The sequence below is a fragment of the Streptomyces sp. NBC_00385 genome (genome assembly GCF_035917155.1).
Lineage (GTDB): Bacteria > Actinomycetota > Actinomycetes > Streptomycetales > Streptomycetaceae > Streptomyces > Streptomyces poriferorum.
The window spans coordinates 2,362,079-2,383,697 of the sequence record NZ_CP107951.1; the positions used below are offsets into that span (position 1 = coordinate 2,362,079).

1 protein-coding gene and 1 pseudogene are annotated in these 21,619 nt (G+C 72.3%); both read right to left on the minus strand.

Annotation, left to right across the window (positions count from 1 at the left end):
* Positions 1-5,091: pseudogene (locus OG959_RS10225) on the minus strand (beta-ketoacyl synthase N-terminal-like domain-containing protein); the annotation flags it as partial.
* Positions 5,092-5,200: 109 nt separating this feature from the next.
* Complete coding sequence (locus OG959_RS10230) at positions 5,201-21,526, minus strand: type I polyketide synthase (RefSeq protein WP_326657849.1); 16,326 nt, start codon at positions 21,524-21,526, stop codon at positions 5,201-5,203.
* Positions 21,527-21,619: the final 93 nt, after the last annotated feature.

Below are 21,619 nucleotides of genomic sequence, written 5' to 3' on the forward strand. Positions count from 1 at the left end.
TTACGCTTCGCCGTCGAGAATGTCGAACAGCTCGTCCGCGGTGGCCGCACTGAGGTCGTCCGCGGGGGTGTCCTCGCCGAAGAGCGTCGTGCGCAGGTGCGTGGCAAGATCGGCGGCCGAGGGGTGGTCGAAGATCAGGGTCGGTGCCAGCCGGCAGCCGGTCACCTCACCCAGTCGGGTCCTGAGTTCCAGAGCCGTCAGCGAGTCAAATCCGATGTCGAGGAATCCGCGCTCGGCCGGGACGGCCTCGGCGCCCGAGTGCCCCAGAACGGCGGCGGCGTGACCGCGCACCAGGTCCAGCAGGGCCCGTTCGCGGTCCTCGGTGCCCAGTCCGGCAAGACGGGCGACGAGCGCGGCGGGATCGGCGCTCCTCGTGCGGCTCCGGACCACGGGGCCGGCCCCGGCGGGGACCATGTCCCGCAGAAGGGGGTGCAGCGCACCCGGCTTCGCCTTCAGGGTCGGTACGTCGACGGCGAGCGGCACCAGCGCCGGCAACTGGGAGCGCAGGCCGGCATCGAAGAGCCGGAGTGCGTCGGCCGGGGCGAGGGCCGGGAGGCCGCGTGCCGCCATGAGGCGGACATCGTCGTCGATGGTCTCGGTCAGGCCCGTGGCGACGTCCCACAGCCCGTACGCGAGGGAGGTGGCCGGCAGTCCCTCCGCCCGGCGATGCACCGCGAGCGCGTCCAGGAACACGTTCGCCGCCGCGTAGTTCGCCTGACCCGCCGCCAGCACCGAACCACCCGCCGACGAGAACATCACGAAGAACGCCAACTCACGCTCACGTGTCAGCTCATGCAAGTACCAGGCACCATCCGCCTTCGCACCCAACACCCGATCCAACCGAGCCCCATCCATCGACCCCACCAGACCGTTGTCACCCGCACCCGCCGCATGCACCACACCCACCAGACCAGCACCCACACCCTCCACCAGACCCACCACCGCGGACCGGTCCGACATGTCACACGCCACCACCGACACCTCAGCACCCAACCCACGCAGAACGCCACACAGTTCATCGACACCGGGGGCCTCCATCCCCCGACGCCCCGCCAGCACCAGACGCCGCACCCCACGCACCTCCACCAGATGCCGGGCCACCAAACCACCCAAACCCCCGGTACCACCCGTCACCAACACCGCCCCATCCACCACCGTGTCCGGAACGGCCTCCGCAGCAGCCACTTCGACCAGACGCGGAACCAGAACCTCACCCCCACGCACCGCAACCTCCGGCTCACCCGACCCCAACACCACACCCGCAACATCAGCGAACGAACCACCCACCGGATCCACATCCACCAACACGAACCGACCCGGATTCTCCGCCTCAGCCGCCCGCACCAACCCCCACACCGGCGCCTGACACACATCCACCCCCACATCACCACCCACACAAACCGCACCACGCGTCACCACCACCAACGGACCAGCCTCATCAGCCTCCAACCACCCCTGAACCGCCCCCAACACCCCACCCAACACCGACCGCACACCCACCACCGGATCCACACCCACCGACACCGGCACCTCAAACACCCTCGGCACCGACACACCACCACCAGCAACACCCCCAGCCGACACCAACGGCCGCCACACCACCTCATGCAACCCACCACCCACACCCGACCCCGCCAACTGCTCCACCGACACCGGACGGAACATGAGTCCGCCGACCGTGGCCACAGGGGCGCCGTCCTGGTCGGCCAGGCTCAGCGTGCGGCTGCTGACACCGTGGGGCGAGAGCCTCACCCGCAGCGAGCGGGCACCGGCGGCATGCAGGGACACGTTCGTCCAGGTGAAGGGAAGCTCGGTCGGCTCGTCGCCCGTGACATCCTCACCGACTCCCAACGCGTGCATGGTCGCGTCGAGCAGAGCGGGGTGGAGACCAAAGCGTTCGGCGTCACCGTGCGCCTGCTCGGGCAGCTCGACCTCGGCGAAGACGTCGTCGCCTCGCCGCCACGCGGCTTTGAGCCCCCGGAAGACGGGGCCGTAGACGTAACCCTGCTTGTGGAGCAGCTCGTAGGCATCGCTCGTTCGTACGGCTGTTGCTCCGGGCGGGGGCCATTCGGTGAGGTCGAACGACGGCACCGGCTCCCCCGCGCCACCACCCACCACACCATCCGCGTGCAACACCCACGCCCCACCCGCACCCGCACTCTCCCGACGTGAATGCACCCGCACCGAACGAGAACCCGCCTCATCCGGACCACCCACCACCACCTGCAACGCCACACCACCACGCTCCGGAACAACCAACGGCGCCCGCAACGTCAACTCCTCCACCACCCCACAACCCACCTCATCAGCGGCCTTCACCGCCAACTCCACAAACGCCGCCCCCGGCAACAACAACGACCCCAACACCACGTGATCCCCCAACCACCCCATCCCCTCCACCGACAACCGCCCCGTCAACACCACACCACCCGAATCCGGCAACGACACCGCCGCGCCCAGCACCGGATGATCCACCACGACCTGCCCCAGGCCGCCCGCATCCCCACCGCCCACGCTCTCCAACCAGAAACGCTCACGCTGAAACGCATACGTCGGCAGATCGACGCGACGGGCGCCGGTGCCCTCGAAGAACCCGGCCCAGTCCACCGGCACACCACTCACATGCAACTGCCCCAGCGCGGTAACCGTCGCCGCCACCTCAGGACGCCCCTTACGCACCAGCGGAACGAAGACCGCGGCCTCCGCGTCCACCGACTGCTGCGCCATCCCGCACAGGACCCCGTCCGGACCGATCTCGACGAACGACGTCACCCCACGCGACACCACGAACGACACCGCATCCGCGAACCGCACCGCCTCCCGCACATGCCGCACCCAGTACTCCGCCGAACCCCAGTCCGACGCCAGGTCCCCGGACACACCCGACACCACCGGAATCGACGCAGCACCGAACGACAGCCCGGCCACCACCGCCCCGAACTCCGCCAACATCGGCTCCATCAAAGGCGAGTGGAAGGCGTGCGACACCCGCAACACACTCGTCCTGCGGCCCTCACCGGCAAACTTCCCCACCAGATCAGCAACCGCCGACTCCGTGCCCGAGACGACCACGGAACGCGGCCCGTTGACCGCCGCGATCCCCACCTCACCGTTCAGCAACGGAAGGACCTCAGCCTCCGTCGCCTCCACCGCCACCATCGACCCGCCCGCCGGCAACGCCTGCATCAACCGACCACGTGCCACCACCAACTCAGCCGCATCCGCCAACGACAGCGCACCCGACACATGGGCAGCGGCAATCTCACCGACCGAATGACCCACCAGATAGTCCGGCCGCACCCCCCACGACTCCACCAACCGGAACAACGCCGTCTCCACCGCGAACAACCCCGCCTGAGCGAACATCGTCCCGTTCAACAGACCGGCATCCTCACCCCACACCACCTCACGCAGACTCACGCCCAGCCGGGCGTCCAGCTCCGTGAGCACATCGTCGAACGCCGCTGCGAACACCGGATACGCCTCATACAGCTCCCGGCCCATCCCCAACCGCTGCGCACCCTGCCCCGTGAACAAGAAGGCCGTAGCACCAGCCGGCCGGGCCGACCCCCGCACCACCGAAGCCGACGCCTCACCCTCCACCAGCGCCGTCAGACCCCGCACCAACTCCTCACGGCCCGAAGCCGCCACCACCGCACGATGCTCCAACACCGCACGCGACACCACCGACGAAAAACCCACATCCAACAACGACGGAGAGGACTCACCCGCCACCCGGCCCAGCAACCGCGTGGCCTGGTCCAGGAGGCCGCTCCCGCTCTGCGCCGACAGCACGACGGGGACGACGGAGAGCCCGTTCACCGCTTCGGTCTCCGGCTCGTCCGTCGCCGGAGCCTGCTCCACAATCACATGCGCGTTCGTCCCACTCAGGCCGAACGACGACACACCTGCACGCCTCGGACGATCCCGCACCGGCCACGCCCGCGACTCCGTCAACAACTCCACCGCACCCGCATCCCAGTCCACGTGGGGCGAACGCGTCTGCGAGTGCAGGGACTTCGGTAGCACACCGTGCCGGATCGCCTGCACCGCCTTGATCACCCCACCCACACCGGCGGCCGCCTGCGTGTGGCCCAGGTTCGACTTCAGCGAGCCCAGCCACAGCGGATCACCCTCCGGGCGACCCTGCCCATACGTCGCCAGCAGCGCCTGCGCCTCGATCGGATCACCCAACCGCGTCCCCGTCCCGTGCGCCTCCACCAGATCCACGTCCGTGGTCGTGATCCCGGCGTTCTCCAGCGCCGCGCGGATCACGCGTTGCTGCGACGGGCCGTTCGGGGTGGTCATCCCGCTCGACGCGCCGTCCTGGTTGATGGCGCTGCCCCGGACCACGGCGAGGACCGGGTGGCCGTTCCGTCGGGCGTCGGAGAGGCGCTCGACCATGAGGACGCCGACGCCCTCCGAGCAGCCGGTGCCGTCGGCATCGGCGGCGAACGACTTGCAGCGGCCGTCCCTGGCCATGCCGCGCTGGTGGCTGAAGTAGAGGAACATGTCCGGCGTCGTCATCACCGTCACGCCACCGACCAGCGCCATCGAGCAGTCTCCCCGGCGCAGTGCCTGCCCTGCCCAGTGGAGGGCGACGAGGGACGACGAGCACGCGGTGTCGACGGTGACGGCAGGGCCTTCGAGGCCGAGCGTGAAGGCCACGCGGCCGGTGACGAGGCTGCCGTCACTCGTGCCGGGTCCGTAGTCGTGGTACATGACACCGGCGAAGACGCCGGTCCGGCTGCCCTTCAGGGAGAGGGGATCGATCCCCGCACTCTCCACCGCCTCCCACGACGCCTCCAGCAACAACCGCTGCTGCGGATCCATCCCCAACGCCTCACGCGGCGAGATCCCGAACACCCCGGCATCGAAATCAGCCGCGTCGTACAGAAACCCACCCTCACGCGTCACCGTACGATTCGGCTTCCCCGGCTCCGGATCGTAGAGCCCCTCCACATCCCACCCACGATCCACCGGAAACCCCGACACACCGTCCCGGCCCTCCACCACCAGATCCCACAACTCATCCGGAGAACCCACCCCACCCGGATAACGACACGCCATACCCACGATCGCGATCGGCTCGGTGGCGTCTCCGGTGAGGCGGTCGTTGGCCGACCGCAGGCGTTCGTTCTCGACCATGGTCGAGCGGAGGGCTGCAACCAGCTGCTCTACAGATGCTTCCATGATGTCCTCAGCCCTCGCTCGGGTTCCGGGTCGGGTCGGCGGACGCGAGCGCGGCGCGCACCAGGTCGTCGACGTCCATGGTCCTGATCGCTTCGCCGGCCGCCACGGCCACGTCGTGCGGGGCGTTCGTGCCGGATCGGGTGGCGGGTGCGGGTGCCGCGGGTCGTGCGGCGAGTTTCAGCAGTGCGTCCAGCAGGCCGGACTCGCGGAGCGCGTCGACCGGGGTGTCCGCGAGGGTCTGCCGGATGGAGGCGTCGGTCTCCGCGGTCACGGGCCCGCCCGGTGCGGAGGCGACGGGTGTGTCCGGTGTGTTCTCGTCGACGTCCGAAGGGAGTTCGTCGAGGAGGAAGTTGGCCAGCACCGTCGGACTGGGGTAGTCGAACATGAGTGTCGCCGGGAGTCGGAGGCCAGTGGCCTTCTGGAGCCGGTTACGGAGATCGATCGCCGCGAGCGAGTCGAGGCCGAGCTCGGTGAAGCCCTTGGAGACGTCGATGGTGGCCGGGACGCTGTGGCTGACTCCGGCGACCTGTTCGCGTACGACGTCGAGTACCGTGCGGCGGCGTTCGGCCGCCTTCATGCCGGACAGCCGTTGTTCCAGGGTGAGTTCGGCCGCCTGCGTGACCGTCGCGGTGACGGCGGGTGCGCGGACCTCCTTGCGGGCAGTGGGCCGTTCCGGTGCGCCGAGCACGTCCTTCAGCAGGTACGGCGGTTCGGCCGGGGCGTGCTGGTCGCGCTCCACCCGGATCGGCACGAGGACCGGCCGGTCGAGTTCCAGGGCCTCGTCGAGCAGGGCCAGGCCCTCGGCCGTCGGCAGGGCGGGCATGCCCATGATGCGCATGCGCCGCAGGTCGGCGTGGGTCACGCCGCCCCCGAGGCCGGTTCTGGTCTCCCAGAGGCCGAACGCGAGGGACGTGCCGGGAAGCCCGGCCGCGCGCCGGTGTGCGGAGAGGGCGTCCAGGAAGCGGTTGGCGGCGGCGTAGTTGGCCTGACCGACTCCGACGACCAGGCCGGCGCAGGAGGAGAAGAGGATGAATGCCTTCAGATCCAGGCCGCGTGTCGCCTCGTGCAGATTCCAGGCCGCGTCCACCTTGGGGCGCATGACCGTGTCGACCTGTGCCGGGGTGAGGGCGGCGAACAGCGCGTTGTCCATGACGGCGGCTGCGTGGACCACCGCCGTCAGCGGGTGTTCGGCGGGTACAGCGCTCAGCAGTTCGTCGACGGCCGCGCGGTCGGACGTGTCGCAGGCCGCGAGGGTGACGCGGGCGCCGAGTTCGTGCAGTACGTCGCGGAGCTCGGTGGCGCCCGGCGCGTCCTGGCCGCGTCGTCCGGCGAGCAGGAGATGGCGTACGCCGTGCCGTTCCACCAGGTGGCGGGCGACGACAGCGCCGAGGCCGCTGGTTCCTCCGGTGATCAGTACGGTTCCCTCGGCGTCCCAGGGCAGGGGCGTGGTGGGTGCCGCCGCTGTCACCCGGGCCAGGCGGGGCACCCGGACTTCGGCGCCGCGCAGGATCGCTTCGGGTTCTCCGGACGCGGCCACCGCGGCCAGCGACTCGCGCGCCGTGTCGCTGCCGTCGGAGTCGACGAGGACGAAACGGCCGGGGTACTCCTCCTGGGCGGAACGCAGCAGCCCCCACACCGGTGCCTGGACCAGGTCCACGCCGCCGGCGTCGGCCTCCTGGAGGGGCAGGGCGTCACGGGTGACCACCATGAGGCGGGACCGGGCGTACCGCTCGTCCGCCAGCCAGGACTGGAGCGTGGCGAGGATCTGGCCGGTGACGGAGCGGACGGCCGCCGGAATGTCCTCGTGATCCGTGGCGCGGGGTACGGGCAGGACGACGACGTCGGGCAGCGGGGCGCCGTCGGTCAGTGCGGCGCCGAGGCCGGAGAGGTCCCGGTACGCCGTGCCGGGCCAGGCCGCGGCAGTGCCGTCGGGGCCGGTACCGAGCACCGCCCAGCGGTCGGTGGCCGCGGCGACGGATGCGCCGAGGGGCAGTTGCTGGGTGACCAGTTGGAACACGGTCTCGTGCGCGCCGCCGCCTCCCGCGGCTGCGGCCGCGTTGACCTTCGCCGCTGTGACGGGACGGACCACCAGGGAGTCGATGGTGGCGACCGGGGTGCCGGTGGGGTCGGTGAGTTCGAGACGTACCGCGTCGGACCCCTGTGACCGGTGGGATTCGACGGCGGTGATGCGCACTCTCAGCCGCGAGGAGCCTGCGGCGTGCAGGGTGACTCCGGACCAGGCGAACGGCAGTTGGGTGCCGCCGACGTCCTGGGGGCGGCGTCCGTCCATGAAGTCGGTGGCGCTCAGCGCCGCGTCGAGGATGGAGGGGTGGAGCCGGAAGTCCTTGCCGACGTCCAGGGAGTCCTCCGGCAGTGACACCTCCGCGAACGTCTCACGGCCCCGGGACCAGATGCCGCGCAGGCCCCGGAACATGGGGCCGTAGCCGTATCCCTGGCCGGTGAGGTAGTCGTACACCCCGGAGATGTCGACCTCGGTCGCGCCTGTGGGCGGCCAGTCGGCCGGGGCGGGGGCGAAGGCTCCGGCGGGCGGCGCCTGTCCGCTTCCCGGGGCGAGTACGCCGCTGGCGTGCTTGCTCCAGGCCGCGCCCGCCGGAGCGTCGTCGGCGCGGGAGTAGACGGCGAGTGAGCAGCGCCCGCCCGCGTCGGGTGCGTCGACGACGACCTGGACGGCAAGTCCGCCGTGGGGCGGGAGCGGCATCAGTGCCTCGATGGTGAGTTCCTCCACCACCTCGCAGCCGACTTCCTCACCGGCCCGGATGGCCAGTTCGATGTAGCCGGTGCCGGGGAGCAGCACGGTCCCGAGAACGTCGTGGTCGGCGAGCCAGGGGTGGGTGCGGACGGAGAGCCGCCCGGTGAGCACCACACCGCCGGCCTCCGGGGAGGCGACCACGGCGCTGAGCAGCGGGTGCGCGGCGGCGGTCTGGCCGAGGCCGGTCACGTCGCCGCCGACGGGGTCGGGGGCGTCGAGCCAGTACGTGGTCCGGTCGAATGCGTACGTGGGCAGCTCGACCTTGCGGCCGCCGCGGCCGTCGAGGACGTCGGCCCAGCTGATGACGGGGCCGGCGACGTGCAGCCGGGCGAGGGCGGTGAGCAGGGTGGGGACCTCGGGCCGGCCCTTGCGCAGGACGGGCACCGTGAGGGTGCCGGGCGAGTCGGGTGCGGTGGCCTCGGCGAGTGCGGTGAGCACCGCGTCGGGTCCGAGTTCCACGAAGCGGGTGACGCCCTGGTCCGAGAGGTGGGCGATGCCGTCGGCGAACCGGACGGCCTCGCGCACATGACGTACCCAGTACTCGGGCGAGGTCAGTTGCTCCGCGGTCGCCTCGGCTCCCGTCACGTGGGACACGACGCGTATCGAGGGTGCGGCGTACGAGAGTGACTCGGCGACCTTTCGGAAGGCGTCGAGCATGGGTTCCATGAGCGGTGAGTGGAAGGCGTGCGACACGGCCAGCCGCTTCGTCCGACGCCCCAGCCCCGCGAAGTGCTCCGCGACCGCGAGCGTCTCCTTCTCCGACCCCGACACCACCACCGCCGACGGACCGTTCACCGCCGCCAGCCCCACACCACCACCCAGCAACGGAAGCACCTCCGCCTCCGAAGCCGCCACCGCCACCATCACCCCACCGGCCGGAAGTGCCTGCATCAAACGCCCCCGCGCCACAACGAGTTCAGCCGCGTCCGTCAGCGACAGCACGCCCGCGACGTGCGCGGCCGTGATCTCACCGATCGAATGCCCCGCCACCACATCGGCACGTACGCCCCACGAATCCACCAGCCGGAACAACGCCGTCTCCACCGCGAACAACCCGGCCTGGGCGAACATCGTTCCGTTCAGCAGCTCGGCGTCCTCACCCCACACCACCTCACGCAGGGAGCAACCCAGCCGGGCATCCAGCTCTGCGGTGACGGCGTCGAACGCCTCCGCGAACACCGGGAACGCCCCGTACAACTCACGCCCCATACCGAGACGCTGCGCACCCTGACCCGTGAACAGGAACGCCGTCAGCCCCTCCGCGGAAGAACCCGCCGACATCACCACATCCGCGCACTCCCGGCCCGCCGCCAGATCCGACAGCGCACGCACCGCCGCCCCACGATCCGAGGCCAGCACCACCGCACGGTGATCCAGCACCGCACGCGTCGTACCCAACGAGAAGCCGATATCGACCGGCGACGCGTCGGGGTGGGCCTCCACGTGCGCGAGCAGACGCTCCGCCTGAGCCGTGAGCGCCGTGGCACTCCGCGCGGAGAGCGGCAGTGGTACGACGGACAGCGGGGCGGGGGGCAGCGGGGCGGCAGTGCCGTCCGGTTCGCCGCCCTCGGCCGCCGGCGCCTCCTCGATGATGACGTGGGCGTTGGTACCGCTGAGCCCGAACGAGGAGACGCCTGCCCGCCTGGGCCGGTCCCGCGCCGCCCAGTCGACCGGCTCGGTCAGCAGTCGTACGCCGCCGGTCTCCCAGTCCACCTGTGGTGACGGCTCGTCGACGTGCAGGGTCCGGGGCAGCAGGCCGTTGCGCAGGGCCATCACCATCTTGATGACGCCGCTGACCCCGGCGGCGGCCTGGGCGTGCCCGATGTTCGACTTGACCGAGCCCAGCCACAGCGGACGGTCGGCGGGGCGGTCCTGACCGTACGTGGCGAGCAGGGCCTGCGCCTCGATCGGGTCGCCCAGCCGGGTGCCGGTGCCGTGTCCCTCCACCGCGTCCACATCGGCCGGGGTGAGACCCGCTGCCGACAGGGCCTTGCGGATGACGCGCTGCTGGGAGGGGCCGTTGGGGGCGGTCAGACCGTTGGAGGCGCCGTCCTGGTTGATGGCGCTTCCCCGGACCACCGCGAGGACGGGGTGCCCGTTGCGGCGGGCGTCGGAGAGGCGCTCCACCAGCAGGAGGCCGACGCCCTCGGCCCAGCTCGTGCCGTCGGCCGCGCCCGCGAACGCCTTGGAGCGTCCGTCGGCCGCGAGTCCGCGCTGCCGGCTGAAGTCGACGAAGATCTCCGGGGTCGGCATGACGGTGACACCGCCGGCCAGGGCGAGGTCGATCTCGCCGGTGCGCAGCGCCTGGCAGGCCATGTGGAGGCTGACCAGGGAGGAGGAGCAGGCGGTGTCGACCGTGACGGCGGGCCCTTCGAGGCCCAGCGCGTAGGCGACGCGGCCTGAGGCGATGCTGCCCGCGCTGCCGTTGCCGAGGTATCCGGCCAGGTCGTCGGGAACGTCGGTGACCCGGCTGCCGTACTCGTGGTACATCACACCGGCGTACACACCGGTCTGGCTGCCGCGCAGCGTCTCCGGGTCGATGCCGGCCCGCTCGAAGGTCTCCCATGCGGACTGGAGCAGCAGCCGCTGCTGCGGGTCCATCGCCAGGGCCTCGCGCGGCATGATGCCGAAGAACCCGGGGTCGAACTCCGCCGCGTCGTAGAGGAATCCGCCTTCGCGCACGTAGGTGCGGCCGGGGAGTCCCGGTTCGGGGTCGTAGAGGGCGTCGGCGTCCCAGCCACGGTCGGCGGGGAAGTCGCCGATGGCGTCGACACCGTCCGCGACGAGGTCCCACAGGTCCTCGGGTGAGCGGACGCCGCCGGGGAAGCGGCAGCTGATGGCCACCACGGCGATCGGGTCGTCGTCGAAGGCCGCGAGCGGGGTGGCGGCGGGCGCCGCGGAGGTGGTCGTGCCGGTGAGCAGGGTGTCGAGATACCCGGCCACGGCACGGGAGTTGGGGTAGTCGAAGACCAGCGTGGCGGGCAGTCGCAGCCCTGTGGAGCCGGCCAGCAGGTTGCGCAGTTCCACTGCGGCGAGGGAGTCGAAACCCTGATCGCGGAAGGCCGTGTCGGGTCCGACCGCCTCGGGGGTCGCATGGCCGAGGACGGAGGCGACCTGGGTGCGGACCGTGTCCAGCAGAATGCGGGCCCGCTCGTCCGGTGTCGCGCCGGCCAGGCGGCGTTCCAGGGCGGAGCCGGTGGCGGTCGCCCGTACGGTGCGGCGGGCGGGAGCACGCCCCCTGCCGCGCAGCAGTGCGGGCACCTCGTCGCTGCGAGCGGCGAGCGCCGCCGCGTCGATGGTGAGGGGGACGACGACGGCGTCCTCGGCGACGAGGGCGGCGTCGAAGAGCTCCAGGCCCCGGTCGGCGGGGAGCGCCGGCAGGCCGAGGCGGCGCATCCGGTCCAGGTCGGCTTCGGTGAGGTCGCCGCCGAGCCCGGTGCTGACGTCCCACATGCCGAACGCGATCGACGTCGCGGGCAGTCCGGCCGCCGTGCGGTGGGTGGCGAGCGCGTCCAGGAAGACGTTGGCCGCCGCGTAGTCGCCCTGCCCGGCGGCGAGGACGAGGCCGCCCGCCGAGGAGAACATGACGAAGGCGGTGAGATCGGTGTCCCTGGTCAGTTCGTGGAGGTTCCAGGCGCCCTCGGCCTTGGGGCGCAGGACGGCGTCGAACCGTTCGGGCGTGAGGCTGCCGACCAGGCCGCCGTCCGCGACCGCGGCGGCGTGCACGACGGCGCGCAGTGGGCGGTCGGCGTCGATCCCGCCGAGCAGGGTGGCCAGGGCGTCACGGTCGGCCACGTCGCACGCGGCGATCTTCACCTGGGCGCCGAGGCCCGTCAGTTCGGCGGCGAGTGCATCCGCACCGGGTGTGCCCGGGCCACGTCTGCCGGCCAGCAGGAGGTGCCGCACACCGTGTTCGGTGACGAGGTGGCGCGCGACGAGGGCGCCGAGTCCGCTGGTGCCTCCGGTGATCAGCACCGTGCCCCCGGTGTCCCACGGGGCGGGCGATGCGGGCTCGGGTGGGGTGGCGATGCCCAGCCGGGGCACCCACGACTCCCCGCCGCGCACGGCGGATTCGGGTTCGCCGGACGCGGCCGCGGCCGCGATGACGGCCTCCGTCGCCTCGGGCCCGTCCTCGACGTCGAGCAGGTGGAACCGGCCCGGGTTCTCGGCCTGCGCGGCACGTACCAGCCCCCATACGGGGGCCTGGGCCGGGTCCACGTCCTCGCCGGACCGCACGGGCACGGCGCGCCGGGTAACCACGACGAGGGGGGCGGTGCCCGCCTCGGGATCGTCGAGCCGGTCGCGTATCTCGCCGAGCACCCTGTGCGCGAGGGCACGCGCCGCTTCCGGCACGTCCTGGCCCTCGGGCGCCGCCGGGCAGTGCAGGACGGCGTACGCGGAGGTGGCGCCGGCGTCCGCGGGGGCACGGTCCGTCCGCTGCCAGACGATCCGGTGGAGGGAGGCGGACCGTGCTCCGGAGGCTGCCGCGATCTGTTCCGGCGAGACAGGACGGGAGACGAGCGACTCCACGGTGGCCACCGGTGCGCCGCTCTCGTCGGCGACCAGGATGGCGGACACCTCGTCGCCGCGTATCCGCTGGATGTGGACGCGCAGCGAAGGGGTTCCGGCGGCGTGCAGGGTGACGCCGTTCCACGAGAAGGGCAGCAGCGTGGCCGCGTCGTCGGCCGAATCCGTCAGCAGATCGGCGTGCATGGCCGCGTCGAGGAGCGCGGGGTGCAGTCCGAAGGCCGCCGCCTCGTCGCGGGCGGCACCGTCGAGGGCGACCTCGGCGAACACGTCGTCGCCGCGCCGCCACGCCGCGCGCAGGCCCTGGAAGGCGGGGCCGTACGCGTAGCCGCGCTCGCGCAGCCGCTCGTAGGCGGAGTCGACGTCGACCGGGGTGGCGCCGGCCGGCGGCCACTGGGTGAGGTCGAAGGCGGGTTCGGGTGCCTCACGGGTGAGGGTGCCGTGGGCGTGCCGGGTCCAGGGCGCGTCGGGGTCCGAGGAGCCGCGGGAGTGGATGCTGACGGTGCAGGCGCCGGAGGGGTCCGGTGCGCCGACGACGACGCGCAGGGCCACACCTCCGCGGGCCGGCAGTGTCAACGGCGCTTCGAGGAGCAGCTCCTCGATCCGGCCGCAGCCGACGTGGTCGCCCGCCCGGACCGCCAGCTCGACGAAAGCGGTGCCCGGCAGCAGCACGCTGCCCAGCACGCCGTGGTCCGCGAGCCATGGCTGGGTGCCGGTCGCGAGCCGTCCGGTGAGGACGACCCCGCCGTCGTCCGGTGTCGCCACGGCGGCGCTGAGCAGGGGGTGGGTGACGGCTTCGAGGCCGGCCGCGTCCAGGTCGCCGGGGGCGGTGGCCAGGTCGAGCCAGTAGCGCTGGTGCTGGAAGGCGTAGGTGGGCAGGTCCGGGCCCTGCCCGGTGCCACGGAGACCGAAGAAGGCGTCCCATGCGACGGTGACACCTCGTGTGTGGACGCGACCGACGGCAGCGAGGAGTTCGCGGACCTCGGGCCGGCTCCGTCGCAGCGACGGGACGAACGCCGTCGCCTCCGTGTCCTGGACGCAGTCCTGGCCCATGCCGCTGAGCACGGCGTCCGGTCCGATCTCGATGTACGAGGTGACGCCCCGGTCCTCCAGGAACCGGACCGCGTCGGCGAACCGCACAGCCTCCCGCACATGCCGCACCCAGTAGTCCGCGGCGCCCCATCCTTCCGCCAGGTCCCCGGACACACCCGACACCACGGGAATCGACGCGGCCCCGAACGACAGCCCGGCCACCACCGCCCCGAACTCCGCCAACATCGGCTCCATCAAAGGCGAATGGAACGCATGCGACACCCGCAACACACTCGTCCTACGCCCCTGACCTTCGAACGTCGCGACGAGCTCGCGAACCGCCGACTCCGCACCCGAGACGACCACGGAACGCGGCCCGTTGACCGCCGCGATCCCCACCTCAGCATTCAGCAACGGAAGAACCTCAGCCTCCGTCGCCTCCACCGCCACCATCGACCCACCCGCCGGCAACCCCTGCATCAACCGACCACGCGCCACCACCAACTCAGCCGCATCCGCCAACGACAGCACACCCGACACATGGGCAGCGGCAATCTCACCCACCGAATGACCCACCAGATAGTCCGGCCGCACACCCCACGACTCCACCAACCGGAACAACGCCGTCTCCACCGCGAACAACCCCGCCTGAGCGAACATCGTCCCGCTCAACAGACCGGCATCCTCACCCCACACCACCTCACGCAGACTCACGCCCAGCCGGACATCCAACTCCGTGAGCACATCGTCGAACGCCGCCGCGAACACCGGAAACGCCCCATACAACTCCCGGCCCATCCCCAACCGCTGCGCACCCTGACCCGTGAACAGGAACGCGACCTTGCCCTCGCTGACGGCGTCCCGCACCGGCCCGCCGCCGGAGGCCAACGCCTCCAGAGCGGCGGCGAGTTCGGTACGGTCGGCGCCGATCGCGACGGCGCGGTGGTCCAGAGCCGCGCGGGTCGTCGCGAGGGCGTGGCCCGTCGCGGCGAGGGCGTCGTCGGGGACCGTCGCGAGGTGGCTGAGCAGGCGTGCCGCCTGGGCGCTCACCGCGTCCGGGGTCCTCGCCGAGATCGGCCAGGTGACCAGGGTGGTAGGGGGCCCGGCGGGCTCTGGCGCGTCCTGCGGCGTGGAGGCGGGCGGCTCCTCGATGATCACGTGGGCGTTGGTGCCGCTGATGCCGAACGACGACACCCCGGCGCGGCGCGGGCGACCGTGCGCGGGCCAGACGGTGGGACCGGTCAGCAGCGCGACGGCGCCGGATTCCCAGTCCACCTGGGGTGACGGCTCGTCGGCGTGCAGGGTCGCGGGCAGGGTGCCGTGACGCATCGCCTGCACCATTTTGATGATGCCCGCCACGCCGGCCGCCGCCTGGGTGTGGCCCATGTTGGACTTGATGGAGCCGAGCAGCAGTGGGCTGTCGTCCGACGGGCGCTCCTGGCCGTAGGTCTCCAGCAGCGCCTGCGCCTCGATCGGGTCGCCGAGGACGGTGCCGGTGCCATGGCCCTCGACGGCGTCGACGTCGGCCGGGGTGAGGCCGGCAACGCTCAACGCACGCCGAATGACGCGCTGTTGAGCGGGCCCGTTGGGTGCAGTCAGACCGTTGGAGGCCCCGTCGGAGTTGACGGCGGAGCCCCGGACGAGACCGAGGACCCGGTGACCGTTGCGTTCGGCGTCGGAGAGCCGCTCCAGCAGGAGCATGCCGACACCCTCGCCCCAGCCGGTGCCGTCGGCACCGCTGCCGAACGACTTGCACCGCCCGTCGGTGGCCAGGCCTCGCTGCCGGCTCATGTCGACGAACGTGTCGGGGGTGGACATGACGGTGACGCCGCCCGCGAGGGCGAGGCTGCAGTCGCCGCGGCGCAGCGCCTGGGCGGCCCAGTGCAGGGCGACGAGCGAGGACGAGCAGGCGGTGTCGACGGTGACGGCCGGGCCTTCGATACCCAGGGTGTAGGCGACCCGTCCGGAGACCACGCTGGCGAGGCTGCCGTTGCCGTGGTACCCGGCCACGTGCTCGGGCAGCGGGCCCAGCCGCAGCCCCCAGTCGTGGTACATCACACCGGCGAACACACCGGTGTCGCTGCCGCGCAGGGCGTGCGGGTCGATGCCCGCGCGTTCGACGGTCTCCCAGGCGATCTCCAGCAGCAGTCGCTGCTGGGGGTCCATGGCCTGCGCCTCGCGGGGGCTGATGCCGAAGAACTCGGCATCGAAGTCCGCCGCCCCGTAGAGGAAGCCGCCCTGGTCGGTGAGGCTCTTGCCCGGTGTGCCGGGCACGGTGTCGTGGATGTCGGTGGCCCAGCCGCGGTCGGTGGGGAACGCCGAGACGACATCGCGCCCCTCCTCGACGAGCTGCCACAGCTCCTCGGGCGAGGTGACGCCGCCGGGGTAGCGGCAGGCCATGGAGACGATGGCGATGGGGTCGTCGTCGGAGGCGGTGGCAGCGGCCGGGGCGGGCAGGCCGGCCCGTCGTTCCGTGTCGCCGCCGAGCCGGGAGGCCAGATGGTCGGCGAGGGCTCCGGGCGAGGGGTAGTCGAAGACGAGGGTGGCCGTCAGGGGCAGGCCGGTGGCGGAGCCGAGCCGGTTGCGGAGTTCGACGGCTGCGAGGGAGTCGAAGCCCATCTCGTTGAACGCCCGTGTGGTGACGACGCGTTCGGGTCCGTCGTGGCCGAGGACGGCGGCCACCTGGGTACGGACCAGGTCGAGGAGGGCCTCGCCACGCTCCGAGCGGGTCAGGCCGGCCAGGCTGCGCGCGAGGGACTGCTCGACCCTGATCCCGCCACCGCCCACGGCGCGGCGCACCGGACGGACCAGAGCGCGAAGGAGGGCCGGTACGTCACCGGCGCGGGCGTTGAGCGTGCGCAGGTTCAGGCGTACGGGCATGACGGCCGGGTGGTCCGCGGTGGTGACCGCACGGTCCAGGAGGGCGAGGTTCTCCGCGACGGACAGGGGTTGGAGGCCGAGGCGTTCGATGCGCCGCAGCGCGGCCTCGTCGAGGGTGCCGCCCATACCGCCGGTGCCGGTCCACAGCCCCCAGGCGAGCGAGGTCGCGGGGAGTCCGAGGGCGGCGCGGTGGGTGGCCAGGGCGTCGAGGAAAACGTTGGCGGCGGCGTAGTTTCCCTGTCCGGCACCGTCCAGCACGGTGGCGGTGGAGGAGAACAGGACGAATGCCGACAGGTCCATGTCGCGGGTGAGTTCGTGCAGATGCCAGGCGCCGTCGGCCTTGGGCCGCAGGACGGTGTCCAGGCGGGCGTCGTCGAGGGAGTCGACCAGTGCGTCGTCGAGCACCCCCGCCGCGTGCACCACGGCGCTCAGCGGCAGCCCCTCCGGTACGGCGGCCAGGGTCTCGGCCATCGCATCGCGGTCGGCCGCGTCGCAGGCGGCGATCACGACCTCTGCGCCGAGTGCGGTCAGCTCGGCCCGCAGCTCCTCGGCGCCGGGGGCATCCACGCCCCGGCGGCCGGTGAGCAGCAGTCCGCGTACGCCGTGTGCGGTGACCAGGTGCCGGGCGACCGTGGCGCCGACGCCGCCGGTGCCACCGGTGATCAGTACGGTGCCGTCGGTGCGCCAGGGTGCGGCGGCGGCGGTGTCCGGTGCCTGCGTGGTGCGGGTCAGCCGGGGTACGTACAGCTGTCCCTCGCGCAGGGCGATTTCTGGTTCGTCCGTGTCGGCGGTGAGGCGCAGCAGCTCGTCCGTGTCGAGGGATCCGTCGGTGTCGAGCAGGAGGAAGCGGCCGGGGTGTTCGGCCTGGGCCGAGCGCACCAGACCCCAGGCGGGCGCCTGGGCGAGCGCGGCCGGTTCGCCCGCGACGGCGGCAACCGCGCCCCGGGTGAGCACGGTCAGCCGCGCGGTGGCGGACCGCTCGTCGGCGAGCCGGTCCCGTATCGCCGCCAGCGTGGCCCCGAGGACGGTACGGACGTCGGCAGCGATATCGGGACCTGCCGGTACGGGGCAGATGTGGACGGCGGCGTCGGGGGCCGGCCGGATGGCGGCGGGGGCCGGCAGCGGGATCCACCGGACGTGGTGGAGAGCGTCGGGGTGGGCGGTGGCGGCCAGTCCGCCGGCGGCGAGGGGCCGGACGAGGAAGGAGTCGACGGAGGCCACGGGGGTTCCGGCGTCATCGGCCAGTTCGAGGGCGACCTCGTCGGTGCCGGTGGCGGTGACGCGTACCCGCAGCATGGCCGCGCCCGCCGTGTGCAGGGTGACTCCGGTCCAGGCGAAGGGCAGCAGGATGCGGTCGTCCGGGGTGTCCGTGTCGGCCGCTGTGGCGAAGTCGGTGGCGTGCAGGACCGCGTCGAGGAGCGCGGGGTGGAGTCCGTAGGCGGAGGGCGGGTCGCCGGCCGTCCCGGGCAGCCGCACCTCGGCGAACACTTCGCCCTCCCCGCCCCTCCACACGGCTCGCAGTCCGTGGAAGGCGGGCCCGTACTCGTAGCCCTGCGTGGCCAGGTCACCGTAGAGGCCGGTGATGTCGAGGGGCTCGGCACCGGGAGGCGGCCAGGTGCCGGCCGCGAAGTCCGCGGTCTGCGGCCCGGAGGGGTTCCGGGGGGCGAGGCGGCCGGTCGCGTGACGGGTCCACGGGGCGTCGGCGGGGGCGTCCTCGTCGCGTGAGTAGAAGGCGACGGCGCGCAGTCCGGCGGGGTCGGGGGCGTCGACGACGATCTGGAGGGCGACACCGCCCGTGGTGGGCAGGGTCAGCGGGGCCGCCATGACGAGTTCGTCGAGGCGTTCGCAGCCGGTCTGTTCACCGGCCCGGACCGCGAGGTCGACGAACGCGGTTCCGGGCAGCAGGACATGGCCGTCGATCACATGGTCGGCGAGCCAGGGGTGCGAGCGCAGCGAGACCCGTCCGGTGAGAACGGCTCCCCCGGTGTCCGCGAGGCCCACCACCGCGCCCAGCAGGGGGTGGTCGGCGGCCATCTGGCCGAGTGCCGTCGCGTCCTGGGCGGCGTCGGGGGCACTGAGCCAGAACCGCTCGCGCTGGAAGGCATAGGTGGGCAGCTCGACGCGACGGGCGCCGGAACCGGCGAAGAAGGCGTTCCAGTCGATGCGCGTGCCACGCGTGTGGGCGACAGCCACGGCGGTGAGCAACTGCTGCGGGTCGTCGTGCCCGCGTCGCAGGAGCGGGATGAACACCGCGGACGAACCGGTGCTCGCGCGGCCCATGGCGCAGAGCACCGGGTCGGGACCGAGCTCGAGGAAGGTGGCGACGCCCCGGTCCGTGAGGGAGGCGACGGCGTCGTGGAAGCGTACGGGCGCGCCGATGTGCCGTACCCAGTACTCGGGATCGGTGAGTTCCTCGGCGGTGGCGAGCCCGCCGGTGAGGGCGGAGACGACGGGGATCTTCGGCGCGGTGTAGGTGAGGATCCGGGTGATCTGCCGGAACTCTTCGAGCATGGGTGTCATCAGCGGCGAGTGGAACGCGTGGCTGACCCGGAGCCGCTTGGTGCGGTGGCCGTCGGCCTCCAGCCGGGCGGCGAGGGCGGTAACCGCGGCCTCGTCGCCGGACAGGACGACCGAGCGGGGGCCGTTGACCGCGGCGATGCTCACCGTGTCGCGGCAGTGCGCGAGGAGTGGCTCCACCGTCGCCTCGTCGGCCTCCACCGCGATCATGGCGCCGCCCTCCGGCAGCTCCTGCATCAGCCGGCCGCGTGCGGCGACGAGGGTGGCGGCGTCGTCGAGCGAGAGCACACCGGCGGCATGGGCGGCGGTCAGCTCGCCGATGGAGTGCCCGGCCACGTAGTCGGGGCGAACGCCCCAGGACTCCAGGAGCCTGAACAGGGCGATCTCGACGGCGAAGAGGGCCGCCTGCGCGTACATGGTGCGGTCCAGCAGAGCCGCGTCGGGGGTGCCCTCGTCGGCGAACAGGACGTCCCACAGGGAGCGGTCGAGCTGGAGATCGAGATAGCCGATGGCGTTGTCGAGGGCCTTGGCATAGACCGGGTAGGCGTCGTACAGCCGACGCCCCATGGCCAGACGCTGGCTGCCCTGACCGGTGAAGAGGAACGCGGTGCCACCGCCTTCGGCGACCGAGGTGAACACGCCCGGGACTTCACGGCCGTCGGCCACGGCGCGCAGTCCGTCCAGGAGGCCCGAGTGGTCACCGGCGAGCACCACGGCACGGTGCGGCAGCGCGGAGCGGGTGGTCGCCAGGGAGTGGGCGAGGTCGAGCGGCCGGGTGCCCGGGGTGTTCTCGACGTGTGTCAGCAGGCGTCGCGCCTGGTCGCGCAGGGCTGCCTCGCTCTTCGCGGAGAGAGCCGCCGGCAGCAGGCCCTCGTCGGCCGCGGCGCCGTCGCCCCCGGCGTCGCTCTGCGCGCTCCCGGCCGGCGGTTCCTCGACGACGATGTGGGCGTTGGTGCCGCTGACGCCGAAGGAGGAGACGGCGGCCCTGCGGGGGCGTTCGCCGGGCACCCATGGCACGGGTTCGGTCAGCAGCCGGACCTCTCCCGCCGACCAGTCGACGTTGGGCGAGGGCGCGTCCACGTGCAGTGTCGCGGGCAGCAGCCCGTGACGCATCGCCATGATCATCTTGATCAGTCCGGCCGAGCCCGCCGCCGCCTGGGTGTGCCCGATGTTGGACTTCACCGAACCGAGCCAGGCCGGTCCCCCGGTGCGCTCCTGCCCGTAGGTGGCCAGCAGCGCCTGGGCCTCGATGGGGTCGCCGAGCGTGGTGCCGGTGCCGTGCGCCTCGACGGCGTCGACCTCGCCGGCGGTGAGTCCGGCGTCCGCGAGTGCCTGGCGGATGACCTGGCGCTGGGCGCGGCCGCTGGGTGCGGTCAGGCCGTTGGACGCCCCGTCCTGGTTGATGGCCGTGCCGCGTATGACGGCGAGGACGGGGTGGTTGTTGGCCCGTGCGTCGGAGAGGCGTTCCAGGACGAACACACCGGCGCCCTCGGCGAACGCCGTGCCGTCCGCGGCGGCGGCGAACGCCTTGACCGTGCCGTCGGCCGCGAGACCGCGCTGCCGGCTGAACGCGGTGAACACGCCGGGGCTGCCCATGACGGCGACCCCGCCGGCCAGCGCGAGGGTGCACTCGCCGCGCCGCAGGGACTGGACGGCGAGGTGGAGGCCGACCAGCGAACCCGAGCAGGCCGTGTCGACGGTCAGCGCGGGGCCTTCCAGACCGAGTGTGTAGGCGACCCGGCCGGAGACCACGCTGGGAGCGTTGCCACTGAGCAGATATCCGTCCAGACCGTCAGGTGCTTCGTGCAGGCGCATCGCGTACTCCTGCGGCTCCGCGGCGACGAAGACGCCGGTCCGGCTGGAGCGCAGGGTCTGCGCGTCGATGCCGGCCCGCTCCACGGCCTCCCACACGGTCTCCAGCACGAGACGCTGCTGCGGGTCCATGGCGAGGGCTTCACGAGGGCTGACGGAGAAGAAGTCGGCGTCGAACTCGGCTGCGCCGGACAGGAACCCGCCGTGGCGGGCATAGGTGGTGCCGGGGGTCGTGGGGTCGTCGTCGAAGAGGCGGTCCAGGTTCCAGCCGCGATCGGTGGGGAAGTCGTCGCGGATGTGCGTTCCGTCGGCGACCAGTCGCCACAGATCCTCGGGCGACGACACGTCACCGGGGTAGCGGCAGCCGATGCCGACGACGGCGATCGGGTCGTCGGTCGCGATGCCCGGCGCGACGACCGGATCGGGCAGGTCCGGCAGGCCCAGCGCCTCGGTGCGCAGATGTGCGGCGAGGGCGGCCGGTGAGGGGTGGTCGAAGGCGACGGTAGGGGGCAGCGGGAGGCCGGTGGCCGCGATCAGCCGGGCGTGCAGGGCCACCAGCGCCACGGAGTCGAGCCCCAGCTCGCGGAAGGCGCGTGCCGGGTCCACGGTCCGTGTGGTGTCCGGCCGGGTCTGCCGCACGACGGCCGAGGTGTGCTCGCGCACCAGGTCCAGCAGCACCCGGGTCTGCTCCGAGGTGGGGAGGGATTCCAGCTCACGCACGAGTGCGGCCTGCCGCTCCGTACCCCCGTCCGGCACACCGTCGGTGCCAGAGACGAAGTTTTCCGACTCAGTCATCTGCACTCCACACAATTGTCGCCCGTCACCGGACGGAATTCACCAAGGAACCGCACCATTGCGGGTCACGCTATGAAGGCGAAGGGCCGCGCA